General features: G+C 42.8%; 33 protein-coding genes. 1 reads left to right on the top strand and 32 read right to left on the bottom strand.

What is annotated here, in order from left to right:
• Positions 1 to 32: 32 nt before the first annotated feature.
• The 5 genes from xerD to SALPA_RS24650 all read right to left on the bottom strand — a co-directional run bounded on the left by xerD (position 33) and on the right by SALPA_RS24650 (position 4,077).
• Positions 33 to 920 (bottom strand): site-specific tyrosine recombinase XerD, encoded by an 888-nt coding sequence (gene xerD, locus SALPA_RS24670; RefSeq protein ID WP_145100300.1) that lies wholly within the window; start codon positions 918 to 920, stop codon positions 33 to 35.
• Positions 921 to 1,073: 153 nt separating this feature from the next.
• Positions 1,074 to 1,295 (bottom strand): hypothetical protein, encoded by a 222-nt coding sequence (locus tag SALPA_RS24665; protein ID WP_145100298.1) that lies wholly within the window; start codon positions 1,293 to 1,295, stop codon positions 1,074 to 1,076.
• Between the two features lie 335 nt (positions 1,296 to 1,630).
• Positions 1,631 to 2,272, bottom strand: a complete 642-nt coding sequence (spoIIM, locus tag SALPA_RS24660) for a stage II sporulation protein M (RefSeq protein WP_145100295.1) — start codon at positions 2,270 to 2,272, stop codon at positions 1,631 to 1,633.
• 58 nt (positions 2,273 to 2,330) lie between these two features.
• Positions 2,331 to 3,533: an endonuclease Q family protein gene (locus tag SALPA_RS24655; protein ID WP_145100291.1), complete on the bottom strand. Its 1,203-nt coding sequence runs from the start codon at positions 3,531 to 3,533 to the stop codon at positions 2,331 to 2,333.
• A gap of 4 nt (positions 3,534 to 3,537) precedes the next feature.
• On the bottom strand, positions 3,538 to 4,077 hold the full coding sequence (locus tag SALPA_RS24650) for an NUDIX hydrolase (protein ID WP_145100288.1): 540 nt from the start codon (positions 4,075 to 4,077) through the stop codon (positions 3,538 to 3,540).
• 76 nt (positions 4,078 to 4,153) lie between these two features.
• Here SALPA_RS24650 and SALPA_RS31680 point away from each other — a divergent pair, with 76 nt between their 5' ends.
• A complete protein-coding gene (locus SALPA_RS31680; protein WP_255451339.1) occupies positions 4,154 to 4,282 on the top strand; it encodes a hypothetical protein in 129 nt (42 codons plus the stop codon).
• 121 nt (positions 4,283 to 4,403) lie between these two features.
• Here SALPA_RS31680 and buk read toward each other — a convergent pair whose 3' ends face one another.
• The 27 genes from buk to spoIIIAC all read right to left on the bottom strand — a co-directional run bounded on the left by buk (position 4,404) and on the right by spoIIIAC (position 25,807).
• Positions 4,404 to 5,474: a butyrate kinase gene (buk, locus tag SALPA_RS24645; protein ID WP_145100285.1), complete on the bottom strand. Its 1,071-nt coding sequence runs from the start codon at positions 5,472 to 5,474 to the stop codon at positions 4,404 to 4,406.
• A 181-nt stretch (positions 5,475 to 5,655) separates the two neighbouring features.
• On the bottom strand, positions 5,656 to 6,558 hold the full coding sequence (locus SALPA_RS30600) for an IS3 family transposase (RefSeq protein ID WP_255451414.1): 903 nt from the start codon (positions 6,556 to 6,558) through the stop codon (positions 5,656 to 5,658).
• Entirely contained in the window at positions 6,555 to 7,235 is a 681-nt protein-coding gene (locus SALPA_RS30595) for a helix-turn-helix domain-containing protein (RefSeq protein ID WP_145100282.1), read from the bottom strand. Before SALPA_RS30595 ends, SALPA_RS30600 begins: the two co-directional genes overlap by 4 nt.
• A gap of 92 nt (positions 7,236 to 7,327) precedes the next feature.
• A complete protein-coding gene (spo0A, locus tag SALPA_RS24630) occupies positions 7,328 to 8,116 on the bottom strand; it encodes a sporulation transcription factor Spo0A (protein ID WP_145100279.1) in 789 nt (262 codons plus the stop codon).
• Positions 8,117 to 8,289: 173 nt separating this feature from the next.
• The gene (gene spoIVB / locus SALPA_RS24625; protein WP_255451338.1) at positions 8,290 to 9,666 is read right to left on the bottom strand and encodes a SpoIVB peptidase; all 1,377 of its coding nucleotides are present in this window, start codon (positions 9,664 to 9,666) and stop codon (positions 8,290 to 8,292) included.
• Between the two features lie 188 nt (positions 9,667 to 9,854).
• Complete coding sequence (gene recN, locus SALPA_RS24620; protein ID WP_145100276.1) at positions 9,855 to 11,564, bottom strand: DNA repair protein RecN; 1,710 nt, start codon at positions 11,562 to 11,564, stop codon at positions 9,855 to 9,857.
• A 21-nt stretch (positions 11,565 to 11,585) separates the two neighbouring features.
• Positions 11,586 to 12,047, bottom strand: coding sequence for an arginine repressor (gene argR, locus SALPA_RS24615; protein WP_145100272.1), 462 nt, complete (start codon positions 12,045 to 12,047; stop codon positions 11,586 to 11,588).
• Between the two features lies 1 nt (position 12,048).
• Positions 12,049 to 12,618 carry a class I SAM-dependent methyltransferase gene (locus SALPA_RS24610; RefSeq protein WP_255451337.1) on the bottom strand — a complete coding sequence of 190 codons (570 nt, stop codon included), beginning with the start codon at positions 12,616 to 12,618 and terminating at the stop codon, positions 12,049 to 12,051.
• Entirely contained in the window at positions 12,605 to 13,474 is an 870-nt protein-coding gene (locus SALPA_RS24605) for an NAD(+)/NADH kinase (RefSeq protein ID WP_145100269.1), read from the bottom strand. The genes SALPA_RS24610 and SALPA_RS24605 overlap by 14 nt, the downstream gene beginning before the upstream one ends.
• A gap of 15 nt (positions 13,475 to 13,489) precedes the next feature.
• The gene (locus SALPA_RS24600; RefSeq protein ID WP_145100266.1) at positions 13,490 to 14,308 is read right to left on the bottom strand and encodes a TlyA family RNA methyltransferase; all 819 of its coding nucleotides are present in this window, start codon (positions 14,306 to 14,308) and stop codon (positions 13,490 to 13,492) included.
• On the bottom strand, positions 14,305 to 16,197 hold the full coding sequence (gene dxs / locus SALPA_RS24595) for a 1-deoxy-D-xylulose-5-phosphate synthase (RefSeq protein ID WP_145100263.1): 1,893 nt from the start codon (positions 16,195 to 16,197) through the stop codon (positions 14,305 to 14,307). The genes SALPA_RS24600 and dxs overlap by 4 nt, the downstream gene beginning before the upstream one ends.
• Positions 16,198 to 16,309: 112 nt before the next feature.
• Positions 16,310 to 16,768, bottom strand: a complete 459-nt coding sequence (locus SALPA_RS24590; RefSeq protein ID WP_145100260.1) for a divergent PAP2 family protein — start codon at positions 16,766 to 16,768, stop codon at positions 16,310 to 16,312.
• Positions 16,769 to 16,778: 10 nt separating this feature from the next.
• Positions 16,779 to 17,666 (bottom strand): polyprenyl synthetase family protein, encoded by an 888-nt coding sequence (locus SALPA_RS24585; protein ID WP_145100257.1) that lies wholly within the window; start codon positions 17,664 to 17,666, stop codon positions 16,779 to 16,781.
• 2 nt (positions 17,667 to 17,668) lie between these two features.
• The gene (gene xseB, locus SALPA_RS24580) at positions 17,669 to 17,923 is read right to left on the bottom strand and encodes an exodeoxyribonuclease VII small subunit (protein WP_145100255.1); all 255 of its coding nucleotides are present in this window, start codon (positions 17,921 to 17,923) and stop codon (positions 17,669 to 17,671) included.
• Positions 17,916 to 19,127, bottom strand: a complete 1,212-nt coding sequence (gene xseA / locus SALPA_RS24575; protein ID WP_145100252.1) for an exodeoxyribonuclease VII large subunit — start codon at positions 19,125 to 19,127, stop codon at positions 17,916 to 17,918. Before xseA ends, xseB begins: the two co-directional genes overlap by 8 nt.
• Before the next feature lie 103 nt (positions 19,128 to 19,230).
• Positions 19,231 to 19,368 carry a hypothetical protein gene (locus SALPA_RS29285; protein WP_186451221.1) on the bottom strand — a complete coding sequence of 46 codons (138 nt, stop codon included), beginning with the start codon at positions 19,366 to 19,368 and terminating at the stop codon, positions 19,231 to 19,233.
• A 73-nt stretch (positions 19,369 to 19,441) separates the two neighbouring features.
• Positions 19,442 to 20,404, bottom strand: coding sequence for an O-sialoglycoprotein endopeptidase (locus tag SALPA_RS24570; RefSeq protein WP_255451336.1), 963 nt, complete (start codon positions 20,402 to 20,404; stop codon positions 19,442 to 19,444).
• On the bottom strand, positions 20,401 to 20,814 hold the full coding sequence (nusB, locus tag SALPA_RS24565; RefSeq protein ID WP_145100249.1) for a transcription antitermination factor NusB: 414 nt from the start codon (positions 20,812 to 20,814) through the stop codon (positions 20,401 to 20,403). The genes SALPA_RS24570 and nusB overlap by 4 nt, the downstream gene beginning before the upstream one ends.
• Before the next feature lie 23 nt (positions 20,815 to 20,837).
• On the bottom strand, positions 20,838 to 21,074 hold the full coding sequence (locus SALPA_RS24560; protein ID WP_255451335.1) for a DUF2273 domain-containing protein: 237 nt from the start codon (positions 21,072 to 21,074) through the stop codon (positions 20,838 to 20,840).
• Between the two features lie 2 nt (positions 21,075 to 21,076).
• A complete protein-coding gene (gene amaP, locus SALPA_RS24555) occupies positions 21,077 to 21,616 on the bottom strand; it encodes an alkaline shock response membrane anchor protein AmaP (RefSeq protein ID WP_145100243.1) in 540 nt (179 codons plus the stop codon).
• 49 nt (positions 21,617 to 21,665) lie between these two features.
• A complete protein-coding gene (locus SALPA_RS24550; protein ID WP_021170058.1) occupies positions 21,666 to 22,067 on the bottom strand; it encodes an Asp23/Gls24 family envelope stress response protein in 402 nt (133 codons plus the stop codon).
• 138 nt (positions 22,068 to 22,205) lie between these two features.
• Positions 22,206 to 22,748, bottom strand: a complete 543-nt coding sequence (locus SALPA_RS24545; protein WP_145100240.1) for a SpoIIIAH-like family protein — start codon at positions 22,746 to 22,748, stop codon at positions 22,206 to 22,208.
• Positions 22,749 to 22,759: 11 nt separating this feature from the next.
• Positions 22,760 to 23,377: a hypothetical protein gene (locus SALPA_RS24540; protein WP_255451334.1), complete on the bottom strand. Its 618-nt coding sequence runs from the start codon at positions 23,375 to 23,377 to the stop codon at positions 22,760 to 22,762.
• Positions 23,378 to 23,390: 13 nt separating this feature from the next.
• Positions 23,391 to 24,020 carry a stage III sporulation protein AF gene (spoIIIAF, locus tag SALPA_RS24535; RefSeq protein ID WP_145100238.1) on the bottom strand — a complete coding sequence of 210 codons (630 nt, stop codon included), beginning with the start codon at positions 24,018 to 24,020 and terminating at the stop codon, positions 23,391 to 23,393.
• Positions 24,021 to 24,038: 18 nt separating this feature from the next.
• On the bottom strand, positions 24,039 to 25,196 hold the full coding sequence (gene spoIIIAE / locus SALPA_RS24530) for a stage III sporulation protein AE (protein WP_145100235.1): 1,158 nt from the start codon (positions 25,194 to 25,196) through the stop codon (positions 24,039 to 24,041).
• Positions 25,197 to 25,208: 12 nt separating this feature from the next.
• Positions 25,209 to 25,595, bottom strand: a complete 387-nt coding sequence (gene spoIIIAD, locus SALPA_RS24525) for a stage III sporulation protein AD (RefSeq protein WP_021170053.1) — start codon at positions 25,593 to 25,595, stop codon at positions 25,209 to 25,211.
• Between the two features lie 14 nt (positions 25,596 to 25,609).
• Entirely contained in the window at positions 25,610 to 25,807 is a 198-nt protein-coding gene (spoIIIAC, locus tag SALPA_RS24520) for a stage III sporulation protein AC (RefSeq protein ID WP_021170052.1), read from the bottom strand.
• Between the last annotated feature and the right edge of the window lie 86 nt (positions 25,808 to 25,893).

Below are 25,893 nucleotides of genomic sequence, written 5' to 3'. Positions count from 1 at the left end.
CTATAGCTCCTCTGTAAAGTAGTATAGTACTATTATGCGCGGGGATGTGTTTTATCATATACTTCTTTCAAATGATTTTTTGTTACATGAGTATAAATTTGTGTTGTTGATATATCGGCATGACCGAGCATTTCCTGAACCGAACGTAAATCGGCGCCGTTTTCCAATAAGTGGGTAGCAAAGGAATGCCGAAGGGTATGAGGAGTAATGTCCTTGGTAATATTAGCTTCCAACGCGTATTTTTTAATAATTTTCCAGAAACCCTGACGAGTAAGCCGGTTACCATGATGGTTGACAAACAAAGAAGACTCTTCGTAGGTGCGAACCAGCTTAGGACGGCCTTTATTTATGTATTCTTGCGCACATTTGGCAGCAATTGAGCCCAGTGGTACAATCCGTTCCTTAGCCCCTTTACCATAACATTTGATATACCCCATATCAAGATTTACATCAGATATATTGAGATTGATTAACTCTGAAACTCTGATACCAGTAGCATATAATAACTCCAGCATGGCTTTATCCCTAAGGCCAGTAGGTTGAATGGTGTTGGGTTGTTTTAATAACTCTTCCACTTCAGCAATACTAAGAATCTTAGGTAATTTCTTTTCGAGTTTTGGAGACTCCAGGTTCACGGCCGGGTCTTTTTCGAGATGACGTTCGCGAACAAGATATTGATAAAATGATTTGATCGCAGCAAGATTGCGTGATATTGTAGAAACAGCCCGCCCCTTGACTTGGAGATTGTTAAGATAACTTAGGATGGTGTCACGATTTGAGTTTTGTAAAAAATCTAATTGACTATTTTGCAAAAACGTCTGGTATTGCCTGAGATCCCGTCCGTAAGATTCTAGCGTATTTTGAGCTAATCCCCGCTCAACTGCAAGGTAGTTAATGAATTCATTAACATACGATTCCATTTTATTTTACCACCCTTTTTTCTTCCCAGATTTCCGGCCAACACATTACAAGTATCTGGTCTAGCTATTTTATTCAACATTAAGTTTACTTTTCCTTTATTTGTCTACTGTTGTTTTGTAAAGTTTTAGCATTTTTTTGTAAGAGCTGCTACTCTATGTCATACCGTAAATGTCAACCAGACTAGCAGTAGCCATAACCCGTAAAGGCTTTTCTAATAGATGTTGGTCGCGTATTTTCAGACCAGGACTGTTGTATTCCATTAGTAAGGTAATCAATGCAGGTAGAATATAGAAGATAATAAGCGTTAATAGAATAATCTTGATATATAATTTGGATCTTTTAAGGAAACTTCGCCAATAAAATGTTATTACCATGCGCCTTTACTTCCCCTCCCACCGTAATTTGTTTACTCATTGCTGCTTAACTTAATAGTATAACTTATTCACCCCGTAGTAGCTTTATTCTTATTTTGTAAATTCAATTATAAGTAATAACCCCCCGGCCTTTGCCGGAAAAAGCGTTTCGCAGGAGAAAAGCCGGGCGGTATTCCGTTAAAAAATCCGTACTGTTTGAGCGTAGTGAGTTTACGGATTTTAGGAATATTGCCCGGCTTTTCAGTTTTTGGAGGCTTGGGGCAATGCCAAAAGTAAACCCCTCACCTTGTATTCTCCATTGACTCAACGTAAGACAAAGGACGCGTAGCGTTTTTTTATGTGCGGATAAGATGTGCTACCAGTTTCATAAATACCGGTGAAACAAATACTTCTATTAGTGCCGCGCCCAGCATTATCACCAGCATAGCTAAACAAAATACCGAATAGGCGATTGAGTTGTAAAGTAGATTATCTTTGCTATGATGCTTACGCCGCACTAACATTAAAGAAAAGGTTGTCGCCGCTACCCCGGTGGCTAAAATAGCGGGCACAGCTAGAAAATTGTGCGGCAACACGGCAACAATAGCAAATAATAACCCTTTCATTACATATTCGTTGACTAAGAACCCAACAGTAAACCCAATAACAAATCCTCGTAAACATACCATGAACAGGACAAAGGGTATACCGACAATAGTAAAACCCAGCAGCCACATAATACCAATTAGTCTACTATTATTACCAATTACACTAGTTAACAGGGATTGGGTAGTACCGATTCCCGATGGTTGTTCCGTCAGACCTTGAAAGAATACTCGCAAATAGCCGACAAGTTCTATTTTTTGTTCATCAGGCAGTGTTTTTACAGCCATAGCTCCAATAACTATGCCGATAACAAAAATAAGTATCATAAAAAAATAAGCCACAATATTCGCGCGAATATAATCGGCGGCATTACGGCGAAAAAGTTTTAGCATGCATGTACCTCCCTGTCAGTACCTGCTACAATATATGTCTTGCTAAAACTGTTTAGACCTATTTGTCCACTATATTTAGCATGCGACCATAAATGCCGCCGCCGCCAGCACTGATTGCTGCCGTTCCAACTCGTGCAGCCATAATAAAATTGGCAATTTTAATACCAGCCACGGTTGACAAAGCTTCATGCGTCGCGTAGTGTAGAATATTCATTTCTGTGTCAAATGCTTCCAGTAGTTTAGCCATAACTTTTTTACCTAGTCCGGGGATAAATTCTAAAGGTATTTGATAACAATACTGCGGCCGGTGTGCAGGCGGATGTGGCTCAGCATAATCGGCTATTTCATTAATCCGTTCAAATACACCCTTAGTTAACGTATTGCTGCCGCATTTTGGGCAGCAGGCATCAAGATTCAGACCAGTTTGGTTATCAGTAAAGCCACACTTGTGGCAAAAAGTACGGTGATACTTTCCTAAGCGGGGATCAAGCCCATAGTTGGCTATAACCTGACGCTCTCCTGTACGGGATAAGGTGTTAGCTATCTCTTGAAATGACAAGGTTTCCATAGAAAAAATATTGTATTCACGAGCAATTTTATCAAGTGAGTGGGCATCTGAATTGGTTATAAACGTGTAGCCGGCTAACTCACTGATTCTGTCTGCCATGTTGCTGTCCGCACTTAGTCCTAGTTCAATTGCCGCTATTTTACCCATATCCTGATCAGACAGAATATGGGATAACCGTTGGCAGCATACGCCGAAAAGGCTTTTATGGGGAGTGAAAACATGGGCTGGGATGATAAGGGCCTCAAAACCGCTGGCAATTTGAATGAGCTGTTTTAGGGGTATATGGGCATTTTGCGAACTAAGATTAATATTACGGATATATTGACTCATATAGGCAGAGAAGGTTGTCATTGTTTTAAAATCAGGCACAAATATCAGGGTATGTGCCAAACCACCGTTTACTTCCCGTGTTTCAATCTCCGCACCAAGTACAACGAGCGTATTATCCCGGTAGATATAGCCACCACTGCTGGCTGGCAAAAGTACTTCTTCTTCGATAAGCGCTTTTAAATCGGCAAGTACCAATGGCGATAAGGCATCAATAATACCGATGATATTCAACCCTTTACGATCAGTTGCTTCCTCTAAGATTCCGCGGACTGTTAACCGCCTTGAAGTTGGGATTTTTACCCATTTACCGCTGTGGCTCATGCCTACATGAATGTGCAGATCAGTAAAATACTGATTTAACATATAGTTATATTCCTGCCAAACATAACGCCACTAAGCTCTTGGCATCACATAGTTCACCACTGGCAATCATTTCCCGGATTTGTTCAGGGGTAAAGACCTCAGTGTGAATAAACTCGTCTTCATCAGGCTGTTTATCTGATTCGACAAGATCTTCTGCCAGATAGATATGAATAATCTCATTGGAAAATCCCGGAGTTGTATACATGGATGTCAGCTTGCGCAATTTATTGGCCATAAAACCAGTTTCTTCAGCTAATTCACGCTCTGCACAATCTGCGGGGTCTTCACCAGGATCAAGTTTTCCGGCAGGTACTTCGAGAATAATCTGGCCAATGGGATGACGAAATTGCCGTACCAGGATAATACCGCCATCAGTTGTTACCGGCACAATGGCAACTGCGCCAGGGTGTTCTACCACTTCCCGCATTCCGGTTCGGCCATTAGGAAGAATTACCTCATCCCGTCGCAGGTTAATGACTTTACCCTCAAATAAACGTTCCGAGCTTGTTAACTGTTCATAAAGATCTGTCTGGGTGTGTGACATATAATAGCCTCCTATTTTTTTTAACATATATTACTAAAATAGTTCATATCTTACCTCCATAAGGAGGGATGTCCCCATGAAAGTGATTTTGGCTCAAGGCTTTTACTTTAGTGGTACGATCCGGGAGTTACTTAAAGAATTACATACCATGAGCAAAAAGTATAAAACGCTGCATGAGTTGCTGAGCAAGAATACTCACCAGTAATTACCAGTTTCCTGTTTATCTTTTGCGGCGAGTTAAGCTCCCGCCTCTGCAGGCGGCGTTTGTCAGGTGGGGTAGACTCCCCACCTGAACCCACCGATGTTTCAGCTCTGCTGAAACAAGTTCACTCATAGGCTTTCGCTTGCTCCTCACCACGCAATACCCGTAAAGCCCCTTCAACCAAAGCCTTAAGTTCGTCTTCCCCGGGATGGACGATCACTGGACCGATAAAATTCACCCGGTCGGTAATCATTTTGACCAGCATTTGTGAATAAGCCAAACCACCGGTGAGAACAATTCCGTCCACCTGCCCGTGTACGACAGTGGCCATAGCGCCAATCTCTTTTGCTACCTGATAAGCCATCGCCTCATAAATGAGGGCAGCTTTAGTATCGCCACCCGCAATGCGGCTTTCCACTTCCCGGCCGTCACTGGTACCAAGATGAGCCAGCAACCCCGCATTGCCAATTAGCTTCTTCTTGATTTCATCAAGGGTATATTTACCGGAAAAACACAGGTTAAGCAAACCATAGGAAGGTACAGCACCGGCACGTTCCGGAGAAAAAGGACCGAGATCATTAGGATTGGTTACATCAATCATTTTGCCATTTTGCTGCACACCAACAGAAATACCACTACCAAGATGAATAAGAATTAAGGTAAGGGCAGCATAGTCTTTATTTAAATCTTTGGCTACGCTATGGGCAACGGCTTTTAAATTGAGGGCATGAAACAAGCTGCGGCGAGGTATCTCTGGTAAGCCGGTAATTCTGGCCAATGGTTCGAGCTCATCTACACTTACCGGATCTACAATAAAAGCCGGAATATTGTTCTGATCGGCAATGCCTCTTGCTAACATGCCACCCAAGTTGGAGGCATGTTCAGTTTGTACTTCTCGTTTTAAATCATGGATCATTCTATCGTTTACCGCATATGTGCCACTGCCTAGCGGTTTTAACGGACCACCACGCCCGACAACAGCCGCTAAGCTATTAACTATGATATGGTGGTCTGAGAGAGCTTTCTTCACTAACTGCAACCGGTAGTCATACTGATCATAGATTGTTGTGAAAGGTTTAAGCTCGTCAATACTATGACGGATAACTTGCTCAAAGTCAATTACATCATTAGTATAGACAGCTATTTTGGTTGAAGTTGAGCCAGGATTAATAGCAAGAATCTTATACTGCTGCATACTAAAGCCTCCGTAATGAGTTGAATAAAGATAAGTATGTTGTTATTTTATTCATTGCCTGGCTAAAAAATCCTGCAATAAATAAACAAACCCTCAAGACAATGCTGTGCACCCCGTCAAGAGGACAATGAAAAAATAGAAGAACTTGATCGCTGTTGACCGAATGGTGGGCAGCGTTTTTTTATGCAGCCTTTGTGTACTGTTGATGGAACTCCATCGGTGTCATGACAGACAAACGACGCTGTAAACGCTGGTAATTGTAATAATAGATGTAGTCGGAAATAGTTTGCGCAAGCTGTTCCCGGCTGGTGAATTTGTACCCATAATACATTTCACGTTTTAGAATGCTCCAAAAGCCTTCCATCGGACCGTTATCGATACAGTGCGCCACTCTAGACATGCTTTGCTTCATTCTTGCGGCCTGAATCTTCATGTGAAAAGAACGGCTTGTGTATTGGAAACCACGGTCGCTGTGAAACATCGGATGGGCATCGGGATTGGAGGTCACTGCAGCGTCAAATGTGTCGAAAACGATCCTGTTATCATTGTGATCGCCTAGGGCATAGGAGACGATGCGCCGATCATACAGATCCAATATAGCGCTCAAATATATCTTGTGGACTTCCGGCCCAATGTAATACTTGAACTCCGTCACATCCGTCAGCCATTTCGAGTTTGGCACATCTGCGTGAAACTGCCGTTTTAGATAGTTTTTGGCGATGTATTCCGGAGATGTCGCGCTCCTGGTGCATCCGTGCCTTCTATACTTAATCGTTGATTGGATATGAAGAGCACGATTGATCCGAAGAATACGTTTATCATTTACATGGATGTCGTGTTTCCTGTCTAACTCGTCCCGTATTCTACGGTATCCCATATCCGGATGCGCTTTATGTATATTCCCAATTACACCTGCAATTCGCTCGTTCTCCAACTCACGGTTGCTCTTCGGATGCATCAGCCATCGATAATATGCTGAACGCGTGATGTGTAAAAAGTCGCAGAGCTTCCATACAGGAAATGACCGCTCCTCAGATAGTATTCTCACTGCTTCATAGGTTGACTGACACCTTACGAAGCTCAGCGTCGCCTCCTTTCCAATTCCTTCACTTTTTTTAACAAGGCGTTCTCCATTTCAAGATCGTATTTTTCCCGTTCAAGCTGCGCTATCCGGTCTCTTAGTTCTTCCTCCGGCGTACGGCTCGGCAGCGTTCCGGCGCGGTGTCCCCGCCGGTCTTCCAGCCCCGCTTCTCCCATCTTGCGATATTTATTTGTCCACGTGTAGACCTGCTGGTATGAAACTTGGTATTTGAGCGCTGCTGCGCCATAATTATATCCATTGGAAATACACTCTTTTACAATCTGTATCCGCTCTTGTGCGGTGGTGTTCCGGCCCTTCGTCATGCGGCTTCCTCCTGTCTGTATCGTGAAGTCCTCATGACGATTATACACCTTTAACCAGTCCCGGAGTTGTTTGGTACTCCGTATTTTGTATTCCTGGCATATTTCCTGCAAGGAACCTTTTCCAGTCAAATAATCAAAAACCGCCGATAGCTTCGTTTCCTTGCTGTATGCCCGCTCATGCTTTTGGGGCAGAAATCCTCCCGACCCTTCCGACTTATATCGGCTGACCCAATCTGCAATCGTCTTATGATTTACTCCTGCCAATCGTCCCGCTTCACAACATCCGACTTTTCCTGATAGATATGATTCTACGATACGTATTTTTTCTTCTGCCGCTATCTTTCCTTTTTTCGGCATAATATTACCCCCAGACTGAACAGTGTTTTTTATTTCACTGTCCTGTCTGGGGGTAGCATATCACAATCGTCAAGAGGGTTTGCAATATTTGCTTAGCTAGCCCGCATTTCCATTCGCAGTTTATCGGCAATCATGGCCATGAATTCTGAATTAGTGGGTTTACCTTTATCCAACTTGATAGTGTAACCAAAGATCTTATTAATCATCTCAATATTACCCCGGTTCCAGGCGACCTCAATAGCATGGCGAATGGCTCGTTCTACCCGGCTAGGGGTAGTCGAATATTTCTCAGCAATCATGGGATAAAGAACTTTGGTTACAGCTCCTAATAACTCCACTTCTGCTACAATCATCATAATTGCGTCGCGAAGATACTGATAGCCCTTAATGTGGGCTGGAATGCCAATTTCTCTAATAATATTAGTAACTTCCACATCTATCGGGCGAGATTTGACTACAGGCATGGTAGCTGCAGCAGTAACCGGGTGCGCCACATTCACCGTACCAGCTAACTGCCTGATTCTACTAATAAGTACATCCATATTAAACGGTTTTAAAACATAATAGTCGGCACCTAACTCTACCACTCGCTGTGTTATAGTCTCCTGGCCAAATGCAGTCAGCATAATTATTTTAGGACGTTTCGTATTATTAGAAAGATTAAGTCTCTCCAAAACGCCAAGTCCATCTAAATGTGGCATAATAATATCTAGAATAATAACATCTGGCAACTTTTCCTCAATAATGGACAATATTTGTTCGCCGTTATAAGCTACACCGACTAATTCGATATCAGGTTCTCGGTTAAGACATTCTTGTAAAATATCCGAAAACTCTTTGTTGTCGTCAGCAATAGCTACTTTGATTGTTTCTCTCACCATACTTCCCCATCCTCCCAGTACCTATTCTATGTATAATAAACATATTCGACAAGCGCACGGCAATTCCTTCCTTCATTGGAAGAAAAAACCATATTATTTTAATTTGATTCAAAATTCACCTTTAATTATATAGGATTAAGATTGTATATGACAAGTAACAACTAATTCTTTAACTAAAGATAAAAAATACTGCCAGAAAAACTAAATAATTTTCTGGCAGATTGACGGTCTTTTTTAGGAATTATACCACTTTCCATCAACATCCAATCGATAAAACAACCATAACCGCTTGTTGGATCATGGACAAAAACATGCGTTACCGCCCCGACAAGTTTACCATTTTGAATAATAGGACTACCACTCATACCTTGTACAATTCCACCAGTTTTTTCAATAAGTCTTTGGTCAGTAACCTTGATAACCAATCCTTTGCTTTCAGGGAATTCCTGGAGGTTTATCTTTTGGATTTCGATATTAAACTTATCAATGGTTTGATCATCTACTACGGTCAACATCTCAGCCGGTCCTACTTGAACCTGGCTCATAGAAGCTACGGGAATTGATTCGGGGTATTTTTCATTTACTAATTTTGTATTTAACTCTCCATAAATTCCAAAGGGGGTATTTTTCCTGATGTTACCTAGTAATTGGTCTTCTTCAATAAAAATGCCAATTTTTTCCCCCGGATGTCCTCTTTTACCGTGTTGAATCCCTGATACTGTTGCCAGTACGATTTTTCCTTGATCACAATCAATAGGTTGGTTGGTGTCACTGTCGGTAATAACGTGACCTAACGCACCATATGTTTTGGAGTCAGGTTCATAGAAAGACAATGTTCCAACTCCTGCTGCACTATCACGCACAAATAATCCGATACGATAGCGGTTGGTATCATTACATAATACAGGTGATACTGTAACATGCTGCTGGCCTTCGGTGCGTTTAAGCAAAATATCAATATTACGGTTATTTTTGCCACTTTCATCAATTATTTCAGCCACTTGGGCATCACTTTGCACAGCGATGCCATTAATGCTGATAATTACATCCCCTACCACTATGCCTGCATCTTTCGCCGGAGTGGTATATTGTCCTTGCACAGTTAATACCGGCGAGTTACCAACAACGATGACACCTTGAGAACGAAGAACAACTCCAATAGAGTGTCCACCTGGAATCAGACGAACAGGCGGCAATACATCGACTTGAACACTTCGAAATGGAATAATACCGAACAGTTTAAACTCCACCGTGGATTGTCCGAGCTTGATTGGTTGCAGCGATACGGAGCGTGATAGTGCCATAATTGGTAAAAATTCCGGAGTTTTTACCCGAATACTCTCACTATCATGTCTAACAGTAACCGTAAGCGGAAAATTCACATCAAATAGCGCTGTTTCTCCTTCAATAATTCTGATTTGCAGAGGAAGACCGTAAATATTTCGGAATTGGGGAGAAAGACAAAATGCAAAGATTGCGCTGATAATCAACATTGCCCCAATTAGCCTGCTGTTGAATAGCCGATTAAATCTTGTCATATTTTCTGCCATCACTCCCTTATTACATTCTTCCCCAAATTACTGCTTGACCGCTCACCTCTTGAATTATTTTAGTTTTAATCTACTGCAAAATTAGAGTTTCCCGAATTTAGAGGGGATTATTCCGGAATTATTAGCATTTATTGTCTTGGAAGCTGAATAGTAAGCATTTTTTCAATAAAAATAGCGCAAGCTCACGCTTACGCTTTATTTTTCCAATTCACTTTTTTTTGCTTAGCCATTTCTAACATTTGAGCTGCATTATCCCTAGAAAGTTGTGTTATTTCACCGGAGGCCATCCTGGCCAATTCGGTTAACTCCTCATCGGGAGTAAGAGTAGTGACTCTGGTCATTGTCCGTTCCTCGGCGATAATTTTCTCAATATATATATGACAATCAGCCATTGCTGCAATTTGCGGCAGGTGGGTTATACATAATACTTGCGTATCAGCAGCAGCAATTCTAGCAATTTTTTCTGCTATTTTTTGGGCTGTTTGTCCGCCAATGCCAGCATCAATTTCATCAAATACCATCGTCGGCGTTTCCTCACGCTGGGAGCATACTGTTTTGATAGCAAGTGCTATCCGTGATAATTCGCCGCCTGATGCAATTTTTTGTAATAACTTAGGCTCTTCTCCCAGGTTTGCTGAAAACAAAAAAACAATGTCGTTAGCACCAGTAGCAGTGTAATGTTGAGTCTGTTTAACATCTACTAAAAATTTGGCCTTAGGCATACCCAAATCAGCCAAATGGGCTGATATTTGCCCAGCCATTTCCTGACCGGCTGTCTGTCTCAGGTTAGTAAGTACCGCTGCCAATTGCTCTACTTCCCTGGCAAGATTAACTTCTGCCTGTTCAAGCTGGGTTAGGCGATCATCATAATTAGTGATAGCTGCCAGTTCCGCAGCAGCCTGTTCGTAATAAGCAAGTATGTCCGCAACGGTTGCACCATACTTTTTTTCAAGTTTATGGATTATATCAAGCCGCTCTTCCAGTTTAGCTAACCTGGCTGGATTAAAATCAATAGTTTCCCGATAATCCCTGAGCGCTCCCATTGTTTCTTCCAGCTGGTATAAAGAATCGGTCACGACAACTAACTGCTCATTGATAGCAGTATCATAACGTACCGCCATTTCGAGATCATGTTTAATATCAGCAAGGCAGGACACGACACCGCTAAACCCCTTATTCCCCTGGCTTAAAAGCATATAAGAACGCGATACGGCATTGATGATTTTTTCGGCATTAGCCAGAATTGTAATCTGGCTTTCAAGCTTTTCTTCTTCACCGACCGTCAAAGTGGCAGTGGCAATTTCCTGTGTTTGCCAGGCAAGCATTTCTTCGCGCTGCAGTCGTTCCCGCGAATCCTGGGTAAGTGAAGCTAGCTCCGTCCTGGTCTTGTGCCATTTTCTATAGGCTTGCCGGTATTCTTCAAGTTTGGGGCTGATTTCCGGCACAAATGTATCAGTAAGTGCCAGATGAACATCAGGTCTCAATAAGGCTTGGTTTTCATGCTGTCCATGCATATCAACAAGTCTTTCACCGATTTTTCGCAAAGTGGTTAACGTTGCCTGACAGCCATTGATATGAATAGAATTCTTGCCATGCTTGGTGAGACGTCTTGTAAGGATTAATGTACCGTCATCTTCCTGCGTAATGCCTTGTTCGTCTATACTATCTTTTATCGAAGCAAGGTTAGCTATATCAAAAACAGCTTCGATACGGAAGTGGTCAGCCCCAAAGCGAATGGAATCAGCGGAAGCTCTGCCGCCAATAATGATCGACAAGGCATCAATTAGAATCGATTTACCAGCCCCTGTTTCCCCAGTCAAAATATTGAGCCCTGACACAAATTCAATATGGGCTTTATCAATAAGCGCAAAATTGTTGACTGTCAGCGATTTCAGCATCTCTTATCTCTCCTCAAAACGCTACATTCCACTGCCCATGAGTAATTGAAATTTAGCGATGACCGGCAAAACAGCTTCAAGCGGCTTAACCAAAACAAAGATCGTATCATCACCGGCCACTGTGCCGATAATTTCCGGCCATTTTACATAATCAATAGTATAGGCGACTGCCTGTGCAGTACCTGGCAGTGTACGCAAAACGACGATGTTTTGGCTGGAATCGATAGCTACGATAGAATCCCGAAACGTGCGTTCTAAACGGGCCTGGGAGAAAACAATATTTTGCTCAGCTGGGAAAGCATAGCGATAGCGTCCATCGCCTGTAGGAACTTTAATAAGCATAAGTTCTTTAATGTCTCTGGAAACAGTGGCCTGAGTAATAGCAATACCTTGTTTACTTAGTGCATCTGCCAATTCTTCCTGAGTTTCAATTATGTAGCGTTCAATAATTTCTTTAATTTTTGAGTGACGTAGAGCCTTCAAGCTATTCACTCCTTCTTTTTTCAATTACATAGAGAACTGGCGGACTGTTTGTCTGATTTACCATGCCCCAGCTGCCAATCGCAAATGTCTGTTGCCTTAAACCTGCTAGATACTGGTGAACGGCCTGGCATTCACGCTTACCATGCTCATAACCGGGGTAAGCAGCGACAGTTAGTAAGCCGCCAACAGCAAGCAATTGCAGGGTTTGGCTTATAGCCTCGATAGTGATATCCGGACAAGTACTTAGCGTGTGATCCCCGCCTGGCAAATAGCCCAGGTTAAACATAGCAGCATCTATCGGCTGATCAATATAATTGGCAATATTGGCGTGACTATCTAAAATAAGCCGTATTTTATGGTGGAATTGATGCTGCTTTACTACTATCTCTGTATTGGCAATAGCTTGTGGTTGGATATCGAAGGCTAAAATGGCAGTAGTCGCGGGAGTGTTCTTTGCCAAAAATAGCGTATCTTTACCATTGCCGGCAGTGGCATCAACTACGAGCTTAGCCGCTTGTAACCGGGAAATTATAAAATTATGAGCCATTTGAACGGCATTAACAACTACCATCCCGATCGCCTCGCCGTAGTTTAGTCCGTAGGGTTTCATAATAGCTTTTACCAGTAAATTTGATAAACCGGGCGCGAAAGGCTGAACGCCGCACAACTACGATATCATCAGGCCGCAAACTATATACCGTCTGGCCATCTACTGTAAGCACAATATCGTCATGAGTAGCCTGCATTCGTAATTTTATTTCCTCCCGTTCGGAAATGACCAATGCGCGCGAATGCAGTGTATGCGGACAAATAGGGGTTATAACAATTACCTTTAATTCGGGGTTAATAATCGGTCCACCCGAGGATAGTGAATAACCAGTTGAACCGGTTGAGGTAGCAATAATTAGTCCATCTGCCGGATATTCAGCCGTGAGCTCATCATCAATAAATAATTTTAATTTTATCATCCGGGAAAAACCGCCTTTGGCAACAACTACATCATTGAGTGCAGGCGAAATGTAGATGGGACTGCCATTACGGATAACAACAGCATCCAACATTAATCGTTCTTCAATATAGTAATCACCTTTGACCAACCGGTCCAGGGCAACACTCAAATCCGGTAACTCAATCTCTGTCAGAAAACCTAAATTTCCCATGTTTATTCCACAAACTGGAATGCCAACAGGAGCAATTTCCCGGGCCGTATTAAGGAGCGTACCATCCCCGCCTAAAGTAATACCAAAAGTAATTTCGTTTTTCATGCATTCCAGCTTTCCGGCTAGCTGCATACAGTTAAGTTTTTGTGCCGCATCTTCCGGCAAAATCACTTTTACATTGCGTTCTTTAAAATACTGTACAATCCAGCCTAGTACAGTACCAATACTTTGCTTTTTCGTGTTAGGAAACAGCCCTACAGTCAACACACCTGTGTTCCTCCGTCATCCCGTTAAGTTGGTATGAGCCTCGGCGACCACCGCCGCAACACTTGACTCATCCATTATTTCTGCGGCTGAATAATTAGCCAGATATAATAGGTATTCAATATTACCTTCCGGGCCTTTTACTGGTGAGTAAGTCAGTCCTAAAGGTGTAAGTAGTTTTAATTTAGCAGTTTTTATGACATTGTTAATAACTTCACGATGGATGGCCGGATCACGGACTACCCCTTTTTTACCGACTTTATCCCGCCCTGCCTCAAATTGTGGTTTGATGAGTGCCACAACTATCCCCTGAGAGCTCAGCAACGTTTTTACTACCGGCAATACTTTATCAAGTGAGATAAAGGCCACATCAATAGAAACAAAATCCAGTAATTCGGCTAAATCTTCCGGACGCACATTACGAATATTCGTACGTTCCATATTTATTACTCGCTCATCTGTTCGCAGCGACCAGGCAAGCTGTCCATAGCCAACATCAATTGCATAGACTTTAGCAGCACCATTTTTTAAAGCACAATCAGTGAAACCGCCTGTTGAAGCACCTACATCAGCCATAACTTTACCTGTTAAGTTAAGACCAAAATAAGTTAGAGCTTTAGCCAGCTTGAGGCCGCCCCGGCTAACATAGCCAATATTGTCACCATGAACAACAATATTGGCTTTAGTGGGAACAACAGTACCGGCCTTATCTACTTTTTGGCCGTCAACAGTAACAAGGCCAGCCATGATATAGGCTTTGGCCCGTTCCCGGCTAGCAGCCAGCCCTTTTTCCATTACTAATATATCAAGGCGTTCTTTCGTACGCTCTCCAGTCATTTTCGCGCTCCAAACTGGCTGAGAAAAGTTTCAACACTGTCTGCAATGCCTTGCGCATGCAAGCCATATTTATTCAACAGGTAATTACGAGTTCCATGTTCAATAAATTTGTCAGGCAGTCCGAGCCGCAACACCTTTACCCAATTAAGGTGTTGTGAGTTAATATATTCTAGTACGGCTGAACCAAACCCTCCTGTGACAACATTATCTTCAACCGTAATAATAATACCAGTATCACGGGCTATTTGACGGATCAATTGACCATCCAGCGGTTTTATAAATCTACTGTTTACTACGCCTGCCGCAATTCCCTTGTCAGCAAGTATTGCAGCAGCCTTTTGACAAGGCTCGACCAACGCCCCGACTGCCAGTAAAACTACATCTTTTCCTGAACTCAAATTCTCGGCTTTGCCTATTTCGAGTTTCGTATATTCAGACTGCAGCTCTACCCCTACACCGCTGCCTCGCGGAAAACGAATGGCTACAGGCGCGTTAAGCTCAGTTGCCGTATATAGCATATTTTGCAGCTCATTCTCATCTTTGGGAGCCATAATGACAATATTAGGAATATGCCGTAAGAAAGAGTAGTCAAATACACCGTGATGGGTTGCCCCATCTTCACCGACAATACCGGCCCGATCCAGCATAAAAATAACAGGTAAATTTTGCAGACATACATCATGAAGAATCTGGTCATAAGCGCGTTGGATAAAAGTTGAATATATGGAAACCACCGGCCGTTTTCCCTGGGTAGCCAGGCCAGCGGCCATCGTAACGGCATGTTGTTCAGCAATACCCACATCAAAAAAACGTCTAGGAAATTTCATGGCAAAATTTCTCAGGCCTGTACCGTCAGGCATGGCCGCAGTTATGGCTACAATATTGGGATTGCACTCTGCCAGCTTGACGATTGCATTACCAAATACCTGGGTATAGGAAGGCGGTGCTCCGCTTGGTTTTATTATTTCTCCCGTTTCTACACAAAAAGGTCCTACCCCGTGAAACTTATCAGGATTATTTTCTGCCGGTAAATAGCCTTTGCCTTTATGGGTCACGATGTGAACAATTACCGGCCCGTTAATGCTCTTTGCTTTAGTAAGTACATCCAAAATTAACGGGATGTTATGTCCATCAATAGGACCAAAATAAGTAAAACCTAGCTCTTCAAACAACATTCCCGGAACTAAAAGATATTTGAGGCTGCCTTTAAGCCGGTCAACCGCTTTGGCAACACTTTCACCGATTGCCGGAATACTACGCAGCAAAAAATCAATATCACGTTTGACTTTTGAATATGTCGGCGCTGTACGCATTTTTGCCAGGTATTCTGAAATGGCACCAACATTTTTGGCAATAGACATTTCATTATCATTCAAGATCACCGTAAGATTTACACCAAGATGCCCAGTATGGTTAAGCGCCTCATAAGCTTCTCCGCCTGTTAGTGAGCCATCACCGATTATGGCAACCACATTGTATTTCTCACCTGACATATCCCGTGCTAAGGCTATTCCTAAAGCCGAAGATATCGAAGTACTTGAATGCCCGGCACCAAAAGCATCATGCTCACTTTCAGAGCGTTTAGGAAAACCACTAATGCCATTAGCAGTACGCAGTGTAGAAAAATTTGTGCGGCGTCCTGTTAAAATTTTATGTACATAGGATTGGTGTCCGACATCCCAAATGAATTTATCCTTAGGACTATCAAACATTTTATGTAAGGCCAGTGTAAGTTCTACAACCCCTAAATTAGGTGCCAAATGGCCGCCGGTAGCGGCAACTGTATGTATAAGAAGCTCGCGGATTTCTTCAGCGAGCTGTTCCATTTCGGCCAAGGAAAAGTGTTTAATATCCTGTGGGCCATTAATACTGTCAAGCAGTCTACTCAAAGTTGTTCCCCGCTTTCCCTGACTAGGGTCAGGTAAGTTGCTATTAATAATATGATATCTAATGAAACTGTATCTTTACCACACATATTATAGCATATCTAAATATTAACATTCATCTATAAAATACATAAAATGCGTAGGCCACAAGTGTACCATGAAGAGCTCCGCCCAATACTTCCAGTGGTGTATGGCCTAAAAGTTCTTTAAGACGGGTTTCCTTTACTTTATGTTCTACTCGCATCTCGTGTACCAACTTGTTAATTACCTTAGCCTGTCGCCCTGCCGCCCGCCGTACTCCTGCAGCATCATACATAACTATACCTGCCAATATTACCGCTACCGCAAACAGGTCTGATGTAATCCCTTCTCTCAATGCGATACTGACAGCCAGGCTTACTACTAACGCCGTATGCGAACTGGGCATACCACCGGCACCAACAAGCCGTTCCGCATTAAAGGCACCATGCCGCCAGTATGCTGTCATGGTTTTTAACACTTGCGCAGTAAACCAAGCGGTCAAAGCTGTCATTAAGATAATATTTTGTCCTATTCCGGCTAGGAATCCGGCCATTGACTACACCTCAGGCTTCCCGATTTATTAGGTATTCTACGAGTTCACGCAGTATAGTAGCTTCAGATCCAAACCCGCGCAGACTGTACAGAGCTTCGTTTACTGTTTGCTGAGCTAACTGTTTAGCTCCGGCAAGGGTGTAGAGTGTTACGTAAGTTGCTTTGTGGTTTTTCACATCACTGCCTACAGGCTTCCCAATTTTATCCTGAGTACCAACAATATCAAGAATATCGTCGGTTATTTGAAACGCTAAGCCAAATTGTAAAGCATAACTAGTCAAAGCAGTAAGCTGTTCCTGGCTGCCGCCGGCTAACAAAGCTCCGGAACGCAAAGCCGCTTTAAATAAGGACCCGGTTTTGGCCTGATGGATATATTGCAGCGTTTTGGCATCAACGGTCTGACCTTCAGAAATAAGATCAATTGCCTGACCGCCAACCATTCCGGCAGGCCCGGCGGCAACAGCTATTTCATTAACTACCTGGATTAGTATTTGAGGCTCCACCCCGGTCTGTGACAACATTGTGCCAAAAGCAGCTGTTAGCAGACCATCACCAGCCAATACTGCCATACCATCGCCATATACCTTATGGTTAGTAAGTTTGCCCCGCCGGTAGTCATCATTATCCATGGCCGGCAGATCATCATGAATAAGTGAATAGGTATGAATCATTTCCAGACCGCAAGCTACAGGCAAATAATCACTGCCTTTGCCGCCAACGGCATCCGCGGCTGCCATAAGCATAAGCGGCCGCAGCCTTTTTCCTCCGGCAAACAGGCTGTAACGCATGGCTTCATATATAGTGGGTTGATAGCTGTCAACCGGAATATACTGCAAAAGTGCGGCATCAATCAACTCCATTTTTTGCTGGCAGTACTGTCCCAATGTTTCTGCTGTCATAGTTAGTTCCCCTCCACGATTAACGGCTGCTCAACTAAACGCCCTTGTTCTTGCTGCAAAATTTTATCTATTTGTGTTTCAGCAGTATTCAATTGCTCAAAACATAACTTAGCGTTGGCTATACCTTCACCAAATTTATCTAACGCTTCTTCCAGCGGTAGTTCACCTGCTTCTAATTGTTTTACAATTACTTCTAATTTGCCAAGAGCCTCCTCAAAACATACATTTTTTTGTTTGCTGCTTGTTTTACTAGCCATGAATATCCTCCTTTGCTTTACTAACTTCAACACTAAGGCGCCCTTGATGTAAAATTATTTCTAATGGCTGATCAGGCTTTACCTGGCAGGCATTTGTTATAACTTGTCCCTCCAAAGTACGAACAAGACTGTAGCCTCGGGAAAGGACCGCTAAAGGATTCAATACTGCCAGTTTTTCCGTATTTATTTGTAAGACCTGTTGTTTAGCTGCAAGAATTTTTCGCATCGATTGCCCCAACCGTTCCATATACGAATCAATACATTGTCTTTTATCAGCAAAAAGTTTTTCCGGCTGAGTAAATACTTTGCTATCCCGCAATTGGCAGACCGCCTGACGGCGGTGCTTGATATATAACCGGATATTGTTTTCCAGCATGGTTTGGAGTGTAGTAATATATCTTTTGAGTTCGTAGACATCTGGTACCACAATTTCGGCTGCCTGTGATGGCGTTGCCGCCCGGCAGTCAGCAGCAAAATCAGCTAAGGTATAATCGGTTTGATGCCCTACGGCCGATACAATTGGGATGTGAGAAGCCGCTATTGCCCGCACCACTTGCTCATCATTAAAGGCCCACAATTCCTCGATAGAACCGCCACCGCGGCCAACAATAAGTACATCTACATTTTTTAAACGGTTAAAGTCGCGGATGGCCTGTACAATCTGACCTGGCGCATCTATCCCCTGAACCAGAACCGGGTATAAGGTGAGTGGTATGCCTGGGTGGCGACGTTTGGCAACTGTAATAATGTCACGCAGGGCAGCGCCGGTCGGCGAGGTGACAATACCGATTGCTGTAGGTAAAAGAGCTAACTTTTTTTTGCGGCTGTCATCAAACAGACCTTCTGCCGCTAATTTCTCTTTTAATTGATTAAACGCAATACTTAGTTCGCCTACACCGTCAGGTATTAATTGCTCGGCATAAAGCTGGTACTGCCCATCCCTTTCAAACACAGTAATCTGACCAACAGCTACAACCTTCATCCCATCACGGGGCTCAAATTTTAGAAATTGTGCCCGGCTTTTGAACATGACTCCTTTAATCTGTGAGCCAGCATCTTTAAGGGTAAAATAACAGTGACCAGAATAGTGACTTTTAAAGTTGGAAATTTCACCTTTGACAAAAACGGAAATTAGTTTGGCATCCCGGTCAAATATACTTTTGATATATTTAGTTAGGTCACTAACGGTATAGATATTATTCATAAAAATACTCCATATTTTTTACTTTCTGCTGAGGAAAAAAAACCAGACATAAGTCTGGCTAAAGAGTTTTGAAAGCCTTCTGCCCGGCTTTTGTTTTTATTCCCTAAAAGCGGGTGCCAAAATATCGTTGCGCTGCATAGCCACCGACACTTCCCACCACGAACCAGAAAAAATACCCAGGGGGAATTAGATGTCCAATAACTGCGCCAATTAACGCACCTGACAGAATATAAGGTACCATAGTGTCACCTCCAGGCCTATAACCTTTTTGTATTCTATGCAAGAAAGGTGGCCATGGTGAGTTTATATGGTCACTAATACTGGCTGGTTAAGGCAAAATAAGCAGCACCAGTTGCATTGTCAGGACTATAACCAGGTTGAGGAAAATACAATTTGGCATGCAAGGGTTCTGCCAGCTGATCGCAGAGATATTTTCTGATAAACTGATTGGCAGTTACGCCGCCAACCAGCAATACATCAGTAAGCCCAGTGCGGGAGATAGCCTGTTTTATCATCGCTGTCACTGCCTTGGCAATACATAGTTCGACGCTAGCGGCAATTATCGCTGGAGCTATACCTTGTGCTGCTAATTTGCGAATATGGGTCTCCGGGCCGGCAAAACTAACACAGGCTTCCCGTACCGTTAGGGGAATTTTAATAGCCTGCTCATGGCTCTCTGCCGCTAATGCTTCCAGGCGAGGACCTGCAGGAAACGTTAAACCTAGAAGAACTCCGATACGGTCGACCAGTTGCCCGGCATGAATGTCTCTCGTGCCGCCCAGAATATCAATAGACAGACGCCGTGAGTCAGGTGCGCTTGCATTGTTAGCTACCCGGACAATTTCTGTTGTACCTCCCGATAAATGAACAGCTAAAAAGCTGGAAGCAACAGGGCCGCCAGCAGACCAGAGTCCGGCAAAAACATGATTTTCCTGATGGCTAATACGATAAAGCGGTATATCCTGGCTCAGAGCCAGCACTTTGGCATAGCCTTCACCTACCAGAAAAGCAGGCATATAGGAATCAGGCAATGGCCGTGGAAAAGCCGAGACCCCAATCGCTGTAAAACATATAGGTTTGTCTGGCCAGGCCTGCAGAAAAAGTTCAGGCAAATTGCGCGTGTGCTGAAATACCATCTCTGATTGCTGCAGGCCGCGCTTCCCTGCTTTGACCGATAATATTCGCCGGCAATCAGCAATTAGCTGACCCTGTTCATCAAGTATTGCCACTGAAGTAGTATAGCAGCTGGTATCTATCCCTAATACAACATTCATCATAACTCTTTATTTTTTACAATTGACCCTAAAATACCATTAATAAAGCGGCTTGAATCCTCAGTGCCAAAAGTTTTAGCCAGTTCGACCGCTTCATTTATCGCAACACCTGGCTGCATAGGTTCCGGACTATATTTCATTTCATAAATAGCCATTCTGGCTATATTGCGGTCAACGCCAGCCATACGGTCAATTTTCCATTCCCGTGACAAATCGGATATATATTCATCAATTGCTGCAAGGTTTTGCTTAGTCCCTTCCACCAATGACTGGGCATAAAGTCTGGTAGTCTCATTGGTATCTTCCCGCTCACTAAGTACAGAATTAAGTGCTTCATCACTGGTAGCACCGGAGTTAAAATCTAATTGAAATAGTGCTTGGACAGCCATCTCACGGGCTTTTCTGCGACTCATAATTTCCCTCTTTCTTTCAGCAACTACCGATTATAACCTGGCGGCAGCAGCTTGTCCAGTATTTCCAGAATATCTTCTTTTTGATCAATACGTTTACCAACAATATAACCAACTACAGCACACAAAACTACAAATAGTGTACGGAAAAAACCAAAAGATATGACGAGGATGCCAAAGACGAAACCGAATACTACCCCTAGAAGTTTACCGTTATGTTGTTGCCAGATTTCCTCCAAGAGTTTAGAATTCAATGCTGCCACCCCTATTCAACACGCTGCTTAGTTTTGAAATCATTGCTAATGTTCTCTACCATGACTTGCACATCGGCTAATTCAATACCAACCGTATTTTTTATGTATTCATGTACACGACTCTGAATGTCGCTGGCAACTGTTGGAACATGACTTTCCGGGCTTACGACAGCGTTTAACTTCACCGTTATTTCCTGCCCAACTAGCGAAACTTTGACCTTAATACCGCGTACGCCTCGAATATGCCGTGCTACCTTCTCTACCAGATTTTCTACAGCTGTAAGAGAAATATGCACATCTCCTATGTCATTATGGTGAACAATGGTATCTTTCACTTTGCGGGAACGAAGGCCAGCCAAAAGCAGTCTGATACTTACCAGAAAAAAAACGGCTCCAACCAGCGAAGCTTCCCATTGACCATATACATAGGCAAGGCTCGTCCCCGCCACTTCCAAAGGAATAAGGCGTAAAGACAGGAGAATAACGACAATTGACAAGAATGCCAGTAAAAATGTGTAAATTGATAAAATGATGCGGTCAATGATTCCCATAGCGTCTCCTTTCTTTGGCCTTTCCTAATCCTAATTATCTTACCCTAAATTATCTTACCCTAATATCTTCTTCTTTACCTTCTGCGGCAAAACCTACGCCTTGAACATGAATATTAACCTCAACAACATCAAGACCAGTCATAGACTCAATGCCGCGCTTAACATTTTCCTGGACCCGTAAGGCTACATCCGGTATGCGGACACCATATTCAACAATGATATATAGATCAACAGCTGCTTCCCGTTCGCCGACCTCAACCTTAACACCTTTTGAAAGGTTTTTCTTGCCCAGCATTTCAGCAATACCGCCAACTAAGCCAGCGCTCATGCCAGCAACACCAGCTACCTCTGTTGCTGCAAGTCCGGCAATTATGCCAACTACTTCATCAGCTATCCGAATAGAACCAACATCATTATGCTCAGTCTTTTCCAGGCGTTCTTTCTTTTCCACTCCAACCCCCCTAACGCTCAGCTACATACTACTAACTATTATATAGAGAGACAGATATCTTATAACTATATATTATACCAAGCTTTTTCCACTTTTACAATTTTGGTTAGAAAAATAAACCATAGCCGTATGCTGTGGTTATGGTTTTGCACTAATCGTTATATCGCCAGGCTTGATCCCGGAAATACGACTGATTACTTCGGCCACCTGAACAACCTCTTCGTGGGTAAGTGCCGTTGTCTTAACTACTGCGCTAACCGAATTGTCGCGAACAAAGACCAGCGCATCAGTAAACCCTTTTGCTTTAATCAGGTTTTCCATTTCTACTTCCCGCTGTTTTTCCAAAGTCATTTTGAGGATTGTTTCCTGCGCTTGTTGTTTGGTATCCTGGGTGGGGGCATTCTGGATAATCTCTCGCAAAAGATCAGACCGTTCACTGCGTATTTTATCCCGTTCCAGACGATACTCGGTAAAAAAATCAGGAGCCATAACCGGTACAACTTGATCAGGAAATACCTGCTTTGTAACCTGCATAGCATTAGACCGGTTAGCCCTGACCTGAAGCATATCCTGGTAGTAGTTCCAGGCACCGCTGATTATCAGTAAAAGTATCCCTAAGACTACGAGCAAAGAGGCAAATTTTCCTAGTTTGTTTATGAAAAAAACAGATATTATTTTCATCTCTTTTAACCTCACTTTCTTTGGGGCAAAACAGTTATTTTATAGGCTGGAATTCCAAGACCTGCTTCAATGGCTTTGGTTAGATTGGCTTTAACTGCTGAGTCCTGGGCGCCCTCAGCCACTACCAGTACACCTTTAATGACAGGCTTATATTCTTGAACCATTACTGGTTTATCAGCTCCACTTTCTTTGCTTAATAACACTTGCTGCGATTCTTTCGTTTCCGTTGTGGTGCGGATACCACCGGTATTATCTTTTTCTTGGATTGTTTTTGTTTCTTTGGTGATATTTTGAGCATGCTCCTGCTTACTGCTTCTTTCTAGTGTTATACTTACAGATACCGCGCCTGCGCCTTTAATCTGCGCTAATAAATTGCCCACCTTGCTCTCAAGAGCTTCTTCATAACTACGGTTCACCGCCGGCGTATTTTTGACAGTTTCGACGGGAACAATTGGTTTCGGTGTAGCAATAAACGGTTCATAGACACCGCCAAATACCAGCAAGATAATTCCCAGTAATCCCAGCCATAGCAGCCTGGCGTTTACTACCCCAGCTTTCAGCAATTGGCTGGGCATAACTTTTTTTGCTCCTGATAGCCATTCCTTCAGGAAAGTTCCTTGCATACTCATAGCCTTAACCTCCTTAATTCATCCACCTAACTTCAACTTGACTAGCTCTAAGCTGATAGAGTTCTGTCACTACCCGGGTAACTTTATCTACTACCACTGCAGGCACTTTCTTTGCTTCAGGGGCCGCTTCAGGAATAGAAACGCCGACAGCAACCTTGGAAATTTTTCGTTCACTGGCAGTAATTCCTGGTTCAATATATATCACTACATTTTTTAATTTACCCATTCCTTTACTAGTTGGGGGTGTGCCAGTATCGCCATTATCAATAGTTACTACTGCTTTAGCATCAGCAACACCATCGACGGCCATGACAGTTGCTCTAATTTGTCTGGATAAATCTTTTACATATAAATCACGGGCCAATTGATCACGTTTTCCGGCAACATTGTTAGTAGCCTGTAAGACATCGACAGCAGCTACGTTACTGTCTGCTCGTGCTGCCAGTACCGGTAATTGATCAGCCGTTAATTGATGCTCAATAACACCAATGATAGGATTTACTATCGCCAGCATGATGAATAAACCCATAATTACTCTAACAAAGCGTTGCATACTGTTATTAGGTAACAAAAGTTCAAGAAAGGAGGCAAACAATACTACAAATATAATGCCCTTTATCCAAACTGTAATGAAAGCGATCATATGTTATTTTACCAACCCCTATCGAAGCATCATGGCAACACTGCCAGCAGCAATAATCATGGTAACTAGCAAAAAAAACATTAAGACTACAGTAAGTAATGCGGCAAAAACTAATACTAGATTGTTTCCCATGGCATCAAGACACTTTGCCATTTTCTCATCACCCATAGGCTGAATCAATGCTCCTGCTATCTTCATAACTACGATCAGCGAAAAAAGCTTAATAAGTGGTAGTGCACACAGTAAAGCAATAGCTACCACACCAAAGATACCCACAGCATTTTTTAGTATCAGCGATGCTCCCATAACCAGTTCAACGGTATCAGCAAACATTTTGCCGACAACCGGTATAAAGGTTGCTGTAGCATATTTGGCTGTCCGTAAAGTCAAACCATCAGCGATACTGCCGGCAACACCCTGAATACTAACGATGCCAATAAATACTACCAACACGAAGCCGAGAATCATCATTCCGGCCTGTTTTAGTACTCCGGTCAAATTACTGAGCCGATATGTGCCGGAAAGATAGTTTACACACTCTAAAACAGCGGTTAAGAATAGTAACGGCAAAACAACATCTTTCACAATGACACTTATTACACTAACAACCAGCAGCATAAGCGGGGTTAAAAGCGCCGCCGAGGTTAATGCTCCAACCCCAGCTAACAAGGATAATAAAAGCGGCAGCAGCGCCTCCATAAATCCGACCATAGTACCGACCGTTTCCCGCGCAAGTGTTAGCCCGTTATAAAAAGCACCCAGGGAAATTACACATAAAAAAATAAAACACACACTATACGCTAATAACGAGATTGACGATTGCTCAAATGAATTTTGCAGATTTTGTAACAGTGCGCATAGTACCGCTAAAAATAACAACTTGCCCATAAGATGAATATTTGTTGCCAATTCTTTAAACAAACAAGAGAGAATGGTAGTACTCATTGTCTGCCAGTTAAAATCCAGACCTTTGGTAGCAATATCTTTAATTGTTGCTGCAGTTAAAATGGGGATATCTTCATTCAGTTCCTTATTAATTTCCTGAATAAAATGGTTAATATTATTAACTGATGAACCATCCAGCAGCTCAATAGGCAATTCCGGGGTGACATCAGGTGCCGCCCAGGCAATATTACTGCATAAGATAAACAAAAGCGCGAGTATACCTTTTTTCATGCGCATTCCACCTTAAGGAATGAGTCTTACGATGGTATCTAATACTAATGCAATGATCGGTACTGCCAGGACCATTACAAGAATTTTACCAGCAAACTCAATTTTGCCGGCAACTGCACCTTCACCAGCATCACGACAGACTTGAGCGCCAAATTCAGTTACATAAGCGATACCGATGATTTTAAGAATAGTATTCAGGTACATCTGACTGATATTGGCCTTTTCTGCTAAATCACGAAATAAATCAAGCACAACACTCAGCTTACTTAGTACCATTAAAAAAATAATCGCTGATAGTGTAAGCCCGAGCTGTACAGCCAGTTCGGGGCGTTGTTGTTTAATAATTAAAATCAACAAGGTAACAACAAGTCCCAACCCGATAATCTGGATGATTTCCATGGTGCTTACACCCCTTAGAACAGCTTAAATACATCCTGTACCGTGGTAAACAATCGCCCCAACAATTGTACAACCCATAATAACACTAGCGCAAAACCGGCAAGCGTGCATAAGTGAGCCATATCTTCTTTGCCGGCTTGCTTTAACGCTGTATGAAAAACAGAAATTAAGATACCTACCCCAGCAATTTTAAACAATACATCAATTCCCATTTCCATTTCCCTCCTATGCCAGACAAATGCTATATACAACGCATTAAAGATTTTTTGCGCCTGTACACTTCGTTACTGCGGAATAT

Source organism: Sporomusa sp. KB1 (genome assembly GCF_007830295.1).
Lineage (GTDB): Bacteria > Bacillota > Negativicutes > Sporomusales > Sporomusaceae > Sporomusa.
The sequence above is the reverse complement of the archived record's forward strand: the minus strand, read 5'-3'. Positions and strand labels throughout refer to the sequence as shown.

Excerpts from the sequence above, each read along its gene's own strand:
- xerD (WP_145100300.1), bottom strand. The coding sequence starts at position 920 with ATGGAATCGTATGTTAATGAATTCATTAACTACCTTGCAGTTGAGCGG.
- SALPA_RS24665 (WP_145100298.1), bottom strand. The coding sequence starts at position 1,295 with ATGGTAATAACATTTTATTGGCGAAGTTTCCTTAAAAGATCCAAATTA.
- spoIIM (WP_145100295.1), bottom strand. The coding sequence starts at position 2,272 with ATGCTAAAACTTTTTCGCCGTAATGCCGCCGATTATATTCGCGCGAAT.
- SALPA_RS24655 (WP_145100291.1), bottom strand. The coding sequence starts at position 3,533 with ATGTTAAATCAGTATTTTACTGATCTGCACATTCATGTAGGCATGAGC.
- SALPA_RS24650 (WP_145100288.1), bottom strand. The coding sequence starts at position 4,077 with ATGTCACACACCCAGACAGATCTTTATGAACAGTTAACAAGCTCGGAA.
- SALPA_RS31680 (WP_255451339.1), top strand. The coding sequence starts at position 4,154 with ATGAAAGTGATTTTGGCTCAAGGCTTTTACTTTAGTGGTACGATCCGG.
- buk (WP_145100285.1), bottom strand. The coding sequence starts at position 5,474 with ATGCAGCAGTATAAGATTCTTGCTATTAATCCTGGCTCAACTTCAACC.
- SALPA_RS30595 (WP_145100282.1), bottom strand. The coding sequence starts at position 7,235 with ATGCCGAAAAAAGGAAAGATAGCGGCAGAAGAAAAAATACGTATCGTA.
- spo0A (WP_145100279.1), bottom strand. The coding sequence starts at position 8,116 with ATGGTGAGAGAAACAATCAAAGTAGCTATTGCTGACGACAACAAAGAG.
- spoIVB (WP_255451338.1), bottom strand. The coding sequence starts at position 9,666 with ATGGCAGAAAATATGACAAGATTTAATCGGCTATTCAACAGCAGGCTA.
- recN (WP_145100276.1), bottom strand. The coding sequence starts at position 11,564 with ATGCTGAAATCGCTGACAGTCAACAATTTTGCGCTTATTGATAAAGCC.
- SALPA_RS24610 (WP_255451337.1), bottom strand. The coding sequence starts at position 12,618 with ATGGTAGTTGTTAATGCCGTTCAAATGGCTCATAATTTTATAATTTCC.
- SALPA_RS24600 (WP_145100266.1), bottom strand. The coding sequence starts at position 14,308 with ATGACTGGAGAGCGTACGAAAGAACGCCTTGATATATTAGTAATGGAA.
- SALPA_RS24590 (WP_145100260.1), bottom strand. The coding sequence starts at position 16,768 with ATGGCCGGATTCCTAGCCGGAATAGGACAAAATATTATCTTAATGACA.
- SALPA_RS24585 (WP_145100257.1), bottom strand. The coding sequence starts at position 17,666 with ATGACAGCAGAAACATTGGGACAGTACTGCCAGCAAAAAATGGAGTTG.
- xseB (WP_145100255.1), bottom strand. The coding sequence starts at position 17,923 with ATGGCTAGTAAAACAAGCAGCAAACAAAAAAATGTATGTTTTGAGGAG.
- xseA (WP_145100252.1), bottom strand. The coding sequence starts at position 19,127 with ATGAATAATATCTATACCGTTAGTGACCTAACTAAATATATCAAAAGT.
- SALPA_RS29285 (WP_186451221.1), bottom strand. The coding sequence starts at position 19,368 with ATGGTACCTTATATTCTGTCAGGTGCGTTAATTGGCGCAGTTATTGGA.
- SALPA_RS24570 (WP_255451336.1), bottom strand. The coding sequence starts at position 20,404 with ATGATGAATGTTGTATTAGGGATAGATACCAGCTGCTATACTACTTCA.
- nusB (WP_145100249.1), bottom strand. The coding sequence starts at position 20,814 with ATGAGTCGCAGAAAAGCCCGTGAGATGGCTGTCCAAGCACTATTTCAA.
- amaP (WP_145100243.1), bottom strand. The coding sequence starts at position 21,616 with ATGGGAATCATTGACCGCATCATTTTATCAATTTACACATTTTTACTG.
- SALPA_RS24545 (WP_145100240.1), bottom strand. The coding sequence starts at position 22,748 with ATGAAAATAATATCTGTTTTTTTCATAAACAAACTAGGAAAATTTGCC.
- SALPA_RS24540 (WP_255451334.1), bottom strand. The coding sequence starts at position 23,377 with ATGAGTATGCAAGGAACTTTCCTGAAGGAATGGCTATCAGGAGCAAAA.
- spoIIIAF (WP_145100238.1), bottom strand. The coding sequence starts at position 24,020 with ATGATCGCTTTCATTACAGTTTGGATAAAGGGCATTATATTTGTAGTA.
- spoIIIAE (WP_145100235.1), bottom strand. The coding sequence starts at position 25,196 with ATGAAAAAAGGTATACTCGCGCTTTTGTTTATCTTATGCAGTAATATT.
- spoIIIAD (WP_021170053.1), bottom strand. The coding sequence starts at position 25,595 with ATGGAAATCATCCAGATTATCGGGTTGGGACTTGTTGTTACCTTGTTG.
- spoIIIAC (WP_021170052.1), bottom strand. The coding sequence starts at position 25,807 with ATGGGAATTGATGTATTGTTTAAAATTGCTGGGGTAGGTATCTTAATT.